Consider the following 12707-nt stretch of genomic DNA (forward strand, 5'->3'; position numbering starts at 1 on the left):
GCGTACGGGGACGTGTTTGAGCTCCTGGCGGGCGCTGAACCCGGGGTCGCCCAGCACGACCCTGGCCGCCGCCATCGTGGTGGCCAGCCAGCCCAGATGGCCGTCGGCGAACTCCAGGCGGGTCATGGCGGGCAGCCCGCGCAACTCGGGCGGCGGGTCGAAGGGGCATGCCGGGTCGCGGTGCTCGGGAAGTCGCATATTTTGAGAGTAGACTCTCATTTGAGAGCTGGCTAGCAGAAAGTGTGCGTGGACGTCCGGGCGCCGCACCGCCCAGAATGCGAAGTCATGAACGACCGACCGGGCCTGCGTGAGCGGAAGAAGGCCAAGACCAGGGCGTCGATCCAGAAGGAGGCGCTGCGGCTGTTCCGCGAGCAGGGATACGCGGCCACGACGGTCGAGCAGATCGCGGAGGCGGCGGAGGTGGCGCCGAGCACGGTCTTCCGCTATTTCGCCACCAAAGAGGATCTGGTGCTGGTCGACCAGTTCCCGCCCTTCATAGAGGCGCTCCGGGCGCTGCCGCCCGAGCTCGGCCCGGTGAGCGCCGTACGCCGGGCGCTGCGGGCGGCGGTCGAGGCGCAGACGCCCGAGGAGCGCGCCGACAGCCTGGAACGGGAGAGGCTCATGGCCACGGTCCCGGAGCTGTGGGCGGCCAGCCTCAAGGGCGTCACCGGCGAGATCAGGACCCTCCAGGAGACGCTCGCGGCACGCGAGGGCCGCGAGCCCGACGACCCGGAGATCCGCAACATCACGGGAGCGATCGCGGGCGTCCTGGTGGCCCTCTGGTTCGCCTGGGTACGTGATCCGGGAATGGACGCCCTGGCGGAGGCCGACCAGGCCCTGGCCCACCTGGAAGCCGGCCTCCCGCTGACCTGACCGTCCGCCCCGGCAAGGCTTTCGTGGCGACCTGAGACGGGGCATGACGAGCATCGGAACGAAAAGTCCCGTTAGGCGAGTCGCTCCAGTAACTGTTTGATCTTTAGAGGGGGGCAGACCAAGTACGGGAGAAAGGGATAGTGGGGGGTTGAGGCGCTGCTCAGAGGGTTCGTTTGTCGGATGATGTGACCCTCCGCTTGGGTTTGGATGCGGTTTGATGAACACGGTCGTTCGGCAGGGTTGATCACCGTTACGGTTTCGGCGTCTTGAATGCCGCGATCGAGGCGAGGGACGGCCTGGGATGACGTGGATCGAGCGGACCGCCTACCCGCAGTTCAAGCGGCTGACGTCGGCGCGGGTGCTGCACGTGTTCTTCACGCCGTCACCGGAAGAGGTGGCCTGGGCCGAACAGCGCACCGGCAGCCCCGAGTCGTGCTTCGCGCTGGTGCTGGCGTTGAAGTGCTTTCAGAAGATGGCGCGTTTCCCGTCCCCGGACGAGATCCCGGACGTGGTGATCGACCACGTCCGGCGCTGCCTGGAGTTGGCCGACGACGTCTGGCCGGACCACGGGTCCTCCCCGAGCGCGAAGGCGCATCGCAAGCTGGTGCGCCAGCGTCAGGGCGTGAAGTACGACGCGGGCCGGGCCCGGGCGATCGCCGCGGCGGTGATCCGGAAGGCGGCCCAGGCCAAGAACAACCCGGCGGACCTGATCAACGTGGCGATCGAGGAGTTACTCCGGCTTCGGCTGGAACTGCTCGGATACACGACGCTGGAGGACCTGGCCACCAGCATCCGCGCCGAGGTGAACGCCACCATCTTCGCTACGATCCTGCAGCGGATGGGCGAGGCCGGCCGAGCCCGGATGGAGGGTCTGCTCGTCGTCGGGCCGGACGGCAAATCGACGTTCAACCGGCTCAAGAAACCCGCCCAGCGGGCCACCTGGTCGCGATTTCGTGACCAGGTGACGGATGGCCGCCCACGTGAAACGGGCCAAGGCGGAGCTGGAGGAGATCCGCGCCCGGCAGCGCGCGACCAGCGAGCGGCTGATCGGCACCTACCGTCAGGTGCTGGAACGTCTCGACCCCGGCAGCGAGACCTCGGCCGCCGGACGCGAGGCGGTGGCGCGGGCCGTCGAGGCGGTGACCTCGTGCGCGGCGGGTGCTGGGCAGGTCCAGGTGCTGGGCGAGATGTTGTCGGCGCTCGTGGTGCAGACCCACACCGTGCAGACCGTACGGGCCGCGGTGGAGCAGGCCGGCGGGTTCGCTGCCCAGCTGGCCGACATCGAGGAGGTCGCCGCCTTCCACGGTGACGCGCACGAGTTGCTGGTGTACCGGTTCTTCAAGAAGGACCGGCCGGCGCTGTTCGAGCTGGCGGGCAAGCTGCGGCTGAAGGCCACCTCCAGCGACGATTCGGTGCTGGCCGCGCTGGCGCACGCCCGCGAGCACTCACCCAAGCGGCGCGACTTCATCCCGCTGCCCCCGGCGGTGGAGGAGGATGAGCCGGAGTCGGGCATCGCGTTCGCCTCGGGCAACTGGCGGCGCGCGGTGACCGACCGGCGCCGTCCCGGCATGGTGGCGCGGCGGCATTTCGAGGCGATGGTGTTCTGCTACCTGGCCGAGGAACTGCGCACCGGCGATGTGGCGGTGCTCGGCTCGAACGAGTACGCCGACTGGGGCGCCCACTTGCTGCCCTGGGAAGAGTGCCAGTCGAAGCTGGCCGCCTTCTGCGAGAAGGTCGGGCTGCCCGACACGCCTGCCGGTTTCGTCGCCCATCTCAAGGACGTCCACCTGAGTGCGGCCGCGCATCTGGACGCCGGCTACCTCGACAACGCCGACTTGGTCATCGACGAGGGTGGTGTGCCCACCCTCAAGCGCCGGCGGGGCAAGGGCACCGATGCGGAGGCCGAACGGCTGGCGACCGAGATCGAACGGCGTATGCCCGAACGCTCACTGCTGTCGATCGTCGCGCGCACCGCCCACTGGCTCACCTGGTATCGCCACTTCGGCCCGGCCTCCGGCTCCGACGCCAAGATCAAGGACAAGCTGGGGCGGTACTCGCTGGCGGTGTTCACCGGCGGTATCAACATCGGCCCGTACGAGGCGGCCAAGCACATCGCCGGCGTCACCGCCCGCGAGCTGTCCATGGTCCGCAACCGGCACATCAGCCTGAAGAAGCTGAATGCCGCGATCGCCGATGTGGTCAACGTCTTCGCCGACCTGGACGTGGTCAAGGCATGGGGCGACGGCAGCACGGTGGCCGTCGATGGCACCCAGGTGGACACCTACATTGATAATCTCCTGGCCGAGACTTCGATCCGGTACGGGAGGATTCGGCGGGATCGCCTACCACTACATCTCCGACACCTACGTGGCGCTGTTCTCCCGGTTCATCCCGTGTGGGGTGTGGGAGGCGGTGCACCTGATCGAGGGGCTGCTGGCCAACACCTCCGACGTCCAGCCCTCCACCGTGCACGCCGACACCCAGGGCCAGAACTTCCCGGTCTTCGCCCTGGCCACGTTATTCGGGTTCGACCTGATGCCACGCATCCGCAACTTCAAGGACCTGATCTTCTTCCGCGCCTCGGAGAAGATCGCCTATCCGCACATCGACCAGCTGTTCGGCGAGAGCGGTCGCAACGTCATCGACTGGATGCTGATCGACAAGCACTGGGTCGACCTGATGCAGGTGGCGATCTCCATCAGCGAGGGCCGGCTGAGCTCGGCCACGCTGATGCGGCGGCTGCGGTCCAACTCCCGCAAGAACCGCATCGATAAGGCCTTCCGGGAGGTCGGCCGCAGCGTGCGTACCGTCGCCCTGCTCCGCTATCTGGCCGACCCCGCGCTGCGGGCGCAGCGTCACCGCGGCGACCAACAAGGTCGAGTCCTACAACGGGTTCTCCAAGTGGCTCGGCTTCGGCGGCGTGCTCGCCGACAACGACCCCGAAGAGCAGGAAAAACTGATCAAGTTCAACACCCTGCTGGCCAACCTGGTCGTCTTCCACAACGCCCTGGACATCTCCGACATCGTGCGGCAGCTGGTCGCCGAGGACTGGCAGATCACCGCCGACCAGCTCGGCCAGATCGCACCCTACCTGCGCGCCCACATCAGCCGCTTCGGCGCGTACGCCACCGACGAGCTACGTCACCGGCCGGATCCGTTCGATCCCCTGTTGAAGGAGGTCGACTTCACCGACGTCGAACTGGCCGCTTGATCGCGGGCGCGGGTTGATGTGCCGTTGGCGAGCGTTACCGGGGCGGCGCGTTCCGGCCCTCGGAGTGTGGAGGAACAAAAACATACGCTAAGCCCGTTTTCCCAGTTCACTGCTAGCGCGTGATCTTCATTGATGGAGAGGTGCTGGCGTACGTTTCCGTTCCGTCGCACATCCCGACGTCGCGGTTGGGCCATGGGGACTGCGCGAGCAAAGTGACCGGTTGGCGGTCAAGTGGTAACGGTTCGATCGCTCGGGCGCGCCGTCGGCCAGGCCCTCGTTCCCGATGGCGTTCACGCAGTTCAGCGTTCCAGAAACCGGCCTGCAGGTCCCGTAACCCGGGGGCGGGACGACCTGGCGGAGTCCTATGCCCGCATGATGGGAAATCGTTCCCGGCGACCTGCCGTTACTGTGGTGGATCGGGTGGCGGGCCGCCGGGAGCACCCCTCTCTCCTTTCGCGCCTCTCCCTTTGATCGAAGGCGGGGTTGCGATCCCAACGTCCAGGAACCGGGGGTCGGGACTTATTTGTGAGAGTCCGGCACGCGGGGTGGAGCTACTGCCGACAGGGAGCTGATCACCTGGGCGAGTTGTTCGGCGTAGTGCTCGACCAATTCGGGTGAAACTGTGTCGGTGTCGAACAGGCCACGGGCCAGGTGTGGGTAGACCGCGAGGGCGTTGCCGGCGCTTAGGCCGATGAGGATCAGCGCGGCCGGGTCGAAGCGATCGTCGATCTCACCGGCGCGCTGCCGCTCGCGCAGCACTTGCACCTCGTGCTGGAACTGGGCGTTGCGTTCCCGCGCCTCCTCATCGTCCTCGCCGGTGTCGTAGAGGCCGTCCCATGCGAGCAGGCGCCCGCCGAGGCGGGGGTCGACGCTCGCCCGCACGCCGTGCTTGATCTGCTCGGCGAAGTCCAGATCGTCGGGCATCGTCTCGGCCTCGTAGGCCCGCCAGCGGCGGCCGATCTCCCGGTACAGGCCCTCTTTGCTGTTGAAGTAGTAGGAGATGAGCTGCTGGTTCACACCAGCGCGTTCGGCGATGTCGGTGACCCGGGCACGGTCGAAGCCCTTGGCGGAGAACACCTCCACGGCAGCATCGAGGATGCGTGCCTTGGTGCGCTCAGCGTCGCGCTGCCGCTCGTGTGGGGCGGGCGATCGCCTGGTCCGCTGCCGCCCGGCCGGTTCCTGGTCCTGGGGCGTGTGCTGTGTGGCCATGACCTTGATTCTGTCATACCGTCGAACGAGTTAATCAAATCTCAGTTTGATTATTCTACTCGAAAGATTGATACTGCTCCGTGGGTCGCTGATTCGACGGTGTGCCTCCGTGCCGGATGGGCTTCGGCGCTGCCGCCTGAGAGCCAGGCGGTGTCTTCAAAGGAGTGGTCATGTCCCATGCGAGTGACCGAGCGGCCGGGCCCACGGCCGCCGCCGTAGCACCGGCGGCGTATCCGAAGCGGTGGGCCGCCGCGATCGTCATGATGATCGCGGCGCTGCTGGATCTGATCGACGCCTCGATAGTGAACACCGCCCTGCCGTCCATCGGCCGTAGTCTGCACGCCTCGCCGGCGGAGCTGGAGTGGACGGTATCCGCCTACATGCTCGGATTCGCCGCGACGCTGATCATCGCGGGGCATCTGGGCGACCGGTTCGGCCGCAAGAGGCTGTTCCTGACCGGCGTGGCCTGCTTCGCCCTGGCGTCCGCGGGCAGCGCCATCGCCTCCGACCCGGGCCATCTGATCACCGCCCGTGCGCTGCAGGGAGTGGCCGCCGCGGCCCTGCTGCCGCAGGTGCTCGGTTCGGTGCGCACCATGTTCGACGGCGCGGAGCGCGGCAAGGTCTTCGCCCTGTTCGGGGTCACGGCGGGCGTCGCGAACGCTGCGGGCGTGCTGCTCGGCGGGGTGCTGACCGACTGGGACCTGTTCGGCTGGGGCTGGCGCACCATCTTCGCCGTGAACATTCCCATCGCCGCCGGGGTCCTGCTGCTGGGCGCGAAGTGGATCCCCACCTCACGGGAACGCACCGGCGGACGCATCGATGTGGCCGGCAACCTGATCCTCGCGCTGTGCCTGGTGGCGATCGTGCTGCCGCTGGTGGAGGGTCGCTCGAACGGCTGGCCGCTGTGGGGCTGGATCTGCCTGGCCGGCGGTGTCTTGGCCCTTGCCGCCCTGGTGGGCTACGAGTCCTGGCGCCGGATCGAGCACCCGCTGCTGCCCGCCGCGCTCTTCAAGCGGCCGGCTTTCGGCTCGGGTCTGCTGATCCAGCTGCTGTTCAGTGCCGGTATGTCCGGCTTCTTCCTGGTCTTCACCATCTGGGTGCAGACCGGCCAGGGCTACACACCCAGCCAGGCCGGTGTGCTGATGATCGCCATGAGCGCCGGCTCCTTCATCTCCGCCCCCGTTGTCATCACCTTGGTCGCCAAGATCGGCCGCAACATCCTGGTCATCGGGAACCTGCTGATGGCCGGCGGGCTGCTCTGGGTCCAGTGCGCCGTGAACGGCGCGGCCCCCTGGCACACCGGGGCCTGGCCGCTGGTGCCCGGTCTGCTCGTTGCCGGCATCGGCCTCGGCTTCGTGGTCGTGCCGCTGGTCGACATCGTCCTCACCGCGGTACCCGAGCACCTCGCTGGCGGCGCCTCCGGCATCTTCTCCACCGCCCAGCAGTTCGGCGGTGCCCTGGGCGTCGCCATCATTGGCAACCTCTTCTTCACCCACGCGAGCCGGGGCCTGACCGGTGCCATCACCCACGCGGCCCCCTGGGCGATCGGCACCTTCCTCATCTGTGCCGCGCTCTGCCTGGGCCTGCCCGGCAAGATCCTCACCCGCCGCCTCGCCGGCAGCTCGAGCGCCCTCGACCCCGCCTGACATCCACCCGCCCGATACCGACCCTCCGCATCGGGCAACTCAACCCTCACTGTCAAGGAGATCCGTCATGGCCCACCTCGCCTTCATGAGCCTCGCCGAGTCCGGTCATCTCAACCCCCTCCTGCCGATCGCCCGGGAACTGGTCGAGCGCGGCCACCGCGTCACCTTTCCCGCCGATGAGTCGATGGCCGAACGCATCGGCCCGACCGGAGCCGAGGTCATCTCCTATGAGCCCCGCCCTGCCGAGACCATCGTGATCGACGGCATGGACGCCGCCGCACGCGCCACCCTCGCCGTGCTCCAGCAACTGGAGCACGTTCTGCCGCAGATCGAGGCCGGATACGCCGACGACCGGCCGGATCTGATCGTCAACGACTGGCTCGCCTGGGCCGGTCCGATGCTCGCTGCCAAGTGGCGTCTCCCCAGGATCCAGTCCTGGTCCGCCCACGCCGCCAGCGAGGGCTACGACTTCGGGAAGTTCATCGTCGGCATGTTCGCCGCCAGCCCCGTCAAGGCCGAGTTCGACACCCTGTTCGCCGCCATCCTCAGCCGGCACGGCATCCCCCCGCTCCAACTGCATGATTTCTACAAGCCCGCCGAGTTCAACCTCGTCTACCAGCCCAAGTCCTTCCACGTGCACAACGAGACCTTCGATGACCGCTACGCGTTCGTCGGCCCCACCCGGCTACCCGCCGCGCAGGACTGGACGCCCCCGGGACGTCCGCTGGTCCTGGTCTCGCTGGGCACGATCATCAGCCGCCCGGACTTCTTCCACACCTGTATCCAGGCGTTCGCCGACGAGCCCTACCACGTCGTGATGTCCGTGGGCCGCGGCATCAGCCCCGCCGATCTCGGGCCACTGCCCGCAAACATCGAGGCCCACCAGCACGTCCCACAGCCCGCCGTGCTCGCACACGCCGACGCCTTCGTCACCCACACCGGCATGAACTCCACGATGGAGGCCCTGGCAGCGGCCGTGCCGATGGTGGCCATCCCCCACACTCCCGAAGAGCAGACCACCGCCGACCGCATCGCTGCCCTCGGCCTCGGCTCCACGCTCGCTCCCGCTGACGCCACCGCCGAACACCTGCGCGAAGCCGTCCGCGGCCTGCTCGACGAGCCCGCCACCCGGCAGCGGCTCCGCGCCATGCAGGACGACGTGCGCGCGGCGGGCGGCGCACTCCGCGCCACCGATGCGATCGAGGCCCGCCTGCCCAGGTGAGGTCGCGGCCGGGACACACGCCCAACCCCTGCCGCAGTAAATACCGGATTTACTGCGGCAGCCGCCCGCGCCGTGCCATCCTGAGCTGGATCACCCCCTCCGGTAATCATGAGCGAGGTGTACGCATTTACTGCGGCAGATAGAAGGTGATCGTCATGGACGGCCCAACGCCGACAGCACCCTCCCCGCGAGGCGTGATCATGAGTGAGCTCGTGCCCACGTCTTGGGGCACTGCCACTGTCCTTCCGCTGCACGCCGACCGGCCGGCCACCTACGCCGACGCCGTGGAGGCGTATCTCCGCTCGGCCGGGATCGGTACCTCCTCCCGGCGCGTCTACCGGATCTCGCTGCTGTCCTGGGCGTGGCTGGCCACCGGGCAGCAGCCGCCACTCGGCCGCGACCGCCGCGGCGCCGCTCCCCCCGCTACGGCGTTCGCCGCGCTCGACGACCCGACGGCGGCCGAGGCGCTCGCCGATGCCTTCGCGCGGCGGGCGGCACTGGTCGACGCCGACACCGTCAACCGGGAGCTGTCAGTGATGAAGGCCGCCATCGCCTGGTGGCGCCAGCGCGGCTGGCTGGCCGGCAATCCGATCATCGGCATTGAGCGGCGTCCCGCGCCGCCCGACCGCACCCGGGCATTGTCACGCGAGCAGATCGCCGCCCTGTTCACGGCGAAGGCGCCGCTGCGGGAACGGACGCTGTGGAAGGCCCTGTATGAGACGTGCGCCCGGGCCGAGGAAATCCTCTGCCTCGACATCGAGGACCTGCTGCTGGCCGACAAGCGCGGCCGCGTCACCTCCAAGGGTGGCACCATCGACTGGGTGCACTGGCAGTCCGGCACCGCCCAACTGCTGCCCCGCCTGCTCAAGGGCCGCACCCGCGGCCCGGTCTTCCTCACCGACCGCCGCGCGCCCGCCCGCACCCCCAGCGACGACGTTTGCCCCACCACCGGGCGGGCCCGGCTGTCGTACCGGCGCGCCGCCGAACTGTTCGAGACACTCACCCGGCCACTGGCGCACCCCGGCATCACCGACCCCGCCGAGCTCGAGGCACGCGGCGGGTGGACCTTGCACCAGCTCCGTCATTCCTCCCTGACGCATGAAGCGGAAGACGGCACCAACACCCCCACTCTGCTGGCCCGCTCCCGGCACGCCTCCGTACGTTCCCTGGAGCGCTACGCCAAACCGGGCGTCGACGCCGTCGCCGCCCACGTCGCCGCGCGCGACCCACTCCGGCGGGGCAACCGCGGGCGGACATGACTCCCGCAGGGAAGGCTCTCCGTCACGCGTCCGGGGCGAGATCCAACAGCGTGCAGGCCGGGGCGGCGAACCCGCACCCGCTGAATCGCTCAGCCACATCGTGACGTCGCCGGCATCGCGTCGTCGCCGGGCTCGGGATCGTCCGCCACCCGCTGGCGTCGGCATATGGCCACAGCGCCCAGCGTGCGCGCACCTGCCGGGCCCGATTCACCGGATCGAGCTGCGCCAGCCCTCCGCCACTCGATCAGCCGGGCCCGGCGACCTCACCCCGCGGCTTTCGCGACCTCTACGGGCTCTGCGGGAGTTGTGGGAACTGCGGGCGCAGGACGCACCGTGACGGTGGTGCCGTACAGGCGCGGGGCCTCGAACAAGGTGGTCAGAACGCTGCTGACGTGCTCGGGGTGCGCGCCGCTCAGCCGCACCTGCCAGCTCCGGCGAGCCGGATCCCAGTTCATCAGAGGCCTGAGCAGGTCCACTTGGCGATCAAACTCGGCTTGCTTGAGCTCGCGCTTGGAGTCAGCCGTCACGAGCGGGTCGAAGGTGTCCATGAAGTTGTTGTACGTCACGGAGCCGACAAAATCGCGCACGCACAGTGATCACTGTGATGCCCGCTTCCGGCGCCGCTGGGCGGCACGGCTCTCGACGTCGGAGACCTTGCCGGGGCTCATGTAGCCCCGGAGTTTGGCTCAGATTTCGCTGACCTGCGCTGATGGGCAATGGCAGACCGGAGATCGAACTCCTCCAGCCCGCCACCGCCTGAGAGACACCATCGACCCGCCAACACGACGAGTGACCCGCATCGTGTCGGGCCATCGTCAGCTTTGGAGCACACCCATCGTGGCCGTGCGACCCGCTGGACGGGACCGTGTGATCGTCCTGGTCAGCGACGTGACTATCCCTTTCTCTCGTACTTGGTCTGCCCCCCCGGTAGTTCCGCCCCAGTCGAGGAAGACGCCTGCCCATACGATCACGAACCGTCAGGGGAAGCTGCCCAGCCGACAACTGCGATTACGGATCAGTCGCTCTGGCGAAGTGACCCGACGAGGAAGGCGACGGCTCCGCGATAACGGCCGGCAGATGCGAACGATGCGACACCCCAGCCATTCAATGCGCCGACTGCGGGAACCTCACCGCGCTACTCGACTGGGACCCCACCACGTGCGACAACTGCGGCGCGACCGTTTACCAGAAGGTTCCCGCAGACAGCAAGGGCACCAAGTTCTCGTCCCACCGCGTGTCCTAACACCGCGCATCCATGTACGGTCCCGCTCCAATGCAGGGCGGACGCCAGAGGGTGGCCGCGCTGCGGCTCCCTGTGAAGTTCCGATCACTTCGATGTCCCGATCAGCTCGGCCAGGCCGAACCCATGACGCGCTCGACCATGCTGACGTGACGAAAATCGGGAATGAAGTGCACCAAAACGTCCGCGCTAATGGTGCCGAAGGTGGTGTCCGGGCGGTCTCTGGTTCCCTCGAGAAGGGCCTGCAGGAACCCGTTCTTGAAGTCGCCGCGCGGATGAACAGCGGTGATCTCGTCCACCACGCCACGATCCAGCTTGTCCAAGCCCACGCCCTGCACGTCGGTCAGCACGCCGTGGTACGTGGCGGCGATCTCCGGGCCCATGCGGCCGGGAATCCTCGGCGTGCTGTGCAGCGCGATCGCTTCCCAGACCACGTCGGCGGCCGTGGCCGGAAAACCCCGGTCGAGCAGGAACTTGCGTGCGTGGTCGGCGCCATCGAGCTCGAAGCGCTGCTCCACGTCCGAGAAGGGCGTCATCAGGCCGAGGTCGTGGAAGATGGCGGACAGGTAGAGCAGCTCCGGGTCCGGCCGCAGACCGACCTCGCGAGCGTGAAGCACGGCGAAGAAGAAGGTACGCCGGGAGTGATGGAAGATGAGGGGGCTGGTCATCTCCCGGATGTGGCGGGTGGCTTCGGCGACCGCCTCCGTCTCGGGAACCTCCACTCCTGCGATGATTTCGGTCATGAGCCGTGCCCCTTCTGGTCTCGGTGTCGCGAGTGGACGGCGCGTCCATCTGCATCAGAAGCTTGTGGGTTCGAGTCCTCTCGGCCGCGCACATGTGAAAGGCCCCTCACCAAGGGGCACCTGGAGTTCGCCCGCCTTTTTCCGAGCCCTGATACGGCCTCAGGTCGTGGATTCGACTCGGATGGGGTGGGACAGCACCGGGTGGAAGCAGTAGCCCAGGTCATTCCATGGGACGGTGTCGGGCTGGGTACGGCCCTGGTCGTCGGTGGCGCGCACCCGGATGGTGTGATCGCCGGGTTCGGGATCCCAGCCGAACTGCCAGCGTACCCACGCGCCCGGTATCTCCGGCGGAGCCAGGGACGCCTCCTGCCAGGAACCCTCGTCGATGCGGTATTCGACCGCCGTGACCCGGTTCTCTCCCGCGAACGCACGCCCCCGGACGACTTGCGGTACCGGCCGCAGCCGTGCCGGCCAGGGCAGTTCCACCAGGCTCGCCACCGGCATGCCGGTGATCGGCATACCGAGTGAGGGCGCCTGCGGAGGGTAGTCCGGACCGATCAGTACGTAGTCTTCGGTGTTCCACGGAACATGCAGCGGATGTTCGGAGACTTCGATCCTGCCCACCCACTTGATGCTGGCGGCACCGAGCCATCCGGACACCACGACCCGAGCCGGGTACCCATGATCGAGCGGCAGCGGCTCGCCGTTCATGGCCAGCGCGAGCAGGGTGTCGTCGGCAAGCGCCTTGGCCAGCGGCATGGGCCGGCGGGTCTGGACCTCGTCGAGCGCCTCCGGCATGACCTCGCGGGCTCCTGGGGTGATCCCCGCCGGTTCGAGCAGGTCGCGCAACCGGACGCCGGTCCATTCGGCAGTGCCGATCGCGCCGCGGCCCCACTGGGTCCCCTCGAACTTGCGTTCGTAAGCCTCGCCGAACAGCACACGGCGGTTACCGGCACACTCGATCGTCCGGACCATGGAGACCAGCGGGAAGCGATCCCACAAATCGGCGTAGGTGTACGTGATCGGCTCGCGTACCCCACTTCCTTCGATCCGGAGCGACCACCTCGCCGCGTCCAGATGGGGGGTCGGTGCGTGGCTGCGAAGGAAGAAGCGGTCGATCGGGGTGATGTAGCCAGGCATGCGGTCCGGCCGAATCCCGTAGTCCAGACCGGTCCCGGTACTACATTCGTAGGTCCGCTGGGAATGGGTCACCGCGTCGCCGGTAGTGGCTGATCAGAGCGCGTGTCTGATGAAGCCGCCGGAAGTGTGACCAAGCCAGGACGTGATCGATGGCGTTGGCCGCT

General features: G+C 68.1%; 8 protein-coding genes and 2 pseudogenes. 5 read left to right on the top strand and 5 right to left on the bottom strand.

What is annotated here, in order from left to right; translation table 11 throughout:
* Positions 1–198: pseudogene (locus E1286_RS41525) on the bottom strand (cytochrome P450); the annotation flags it as partial.
* 87 nt (positions 199–285) lie between these two features.
* Between E1286_RS41525 and E1286_RS41530 the strand changes: the two are divergent.
* Both E1286_RS41530 and E1286_RS52260 read left to right on the top strand, forming a co-directional pair.
* A complete protein-coding gene (locus E1286_RS41530) occupies positions 286–873 on the top strand; it encodes a TetR/AcrR family transcriptional regulator (RefSeq protein ID WP_132621953.1) in 588 nt (195 codons plus the stop codon).
* 301 nt (positions 874–1174) lie between these two features.
* A pseudogene (locus E1286_RS52260) lies at positions 1175–4084 on the top strand (Tn3 family transposase).
* Between the two features lie 519 nt (positions 4085–4603).
* On the opposite strand, the gene E1286_RS41540 reads toward E1286_RS52260, so the two are convergent.
* Positions 4604–5293: a TetR/AcrR family transcriptional regulator gene (locus E1286_RS41540; RefSeq protein WP_132621955.1), complete on the bottom strand. Its 690-nt coding sequence runs from the start codon at positions 5291–5293 to the stop codon at positions 4604–4606.
* Positions 5294–5463: 170 nt separating this feature from the next.
* Between E1286_RS41540 and E1286_RS41545 the strand changes: the two genes are divergently transcribed.
* From E1286_RS41545 to E1286_RS41555, 3 genes are all read left to right on the top strand, one after another.
* Positions 5464–6939 carry an MFS transporter gene (locus E1286_RS41545; protein WP_132621957.1) on the top strand — a complete coding sequence of 492 codons (1476 nt, stop codon included), beginning with the start codon at positions 5464–5466 and terminating at the stop codon, positions 6937–6939.
* Positions 6940–7006: 67 nt separating this feature from the next.
* Positions 7007–8161, top strand: a complete 1155-nt coding sequence (locus E1286_RS41550) for a macrolide family glycosyltransferase (protein WP_132621960.1) — start codon at positions 7007–7009, stop codon at positions 8159–8161.
* Between the two features lie 200 nt (positions 8162–8361).
* A complete protein-coding gene (locus E1286_RS41555; protein ID WP_132621962.1) occupies positions 8362–9420 on the top strand; it encodes a tyrosine-type recombinase/integrase in 1059 nt (352 codons plus the stop codon).
* Positions 9421–9683: 263 nt separating this feature from the next.
* Here E1286_RS41555 and E1286_RS41560 read toward each other — a convergent pair whose 3' ends face one another.
* The 3 genes from E1286_RS41560 to E1286_RS41570 all read right to left on the bottom strand — a co-directional run bounded on the left by E1286_RS41560 (position 9684) and on the right by E1286_RS41570 (position 12615).
* The gene (locus E1286_RS41560) at positions 9684–10007 is read right to left on the bottom strand and encodes a hypothetical protein (protein WP_132621964.1); all 324 of its coding nucleotides are present in this window, start codon (positions 10005–10007) and stop codon (positions 9684–9686) included.
* A 757-nt stretch (positions 10008–10764) separates the two neighbouring features.
* On the bottom strand, positions 10765–11403 hold the full coding sequence (locus tag E1286_RS41565) for an HD domain-containing protein (RefSeq protein WP_132621966.1): 639 nt from the start codon (positions 11401–11403) through the stop codon (positions 10765–10767).
* A 159-nt stretch (positions 11404–11562) separates the two neighbouring features.
* On the bottom strand, positions 11563–12615 hold the full coding sequence (locus E1286_RS41570; protein WP_165970156.1) for a sulfite oxidase: 1053 nt from the start codon (positions 12613–12615) through the stop codon (positions 11563–11565).
* Positions 12616–12707 lie beyond the last annotated feature (92 nt).

The organism is Nonomuraea terrae (assembly GCF_004348995.1).
GTDB lineage: Bacteria > Actinomycetota > Actinomycetes > Streptosporangiales > Streptosporangiaceae > Nonomuraea > Nonomuraea terrae.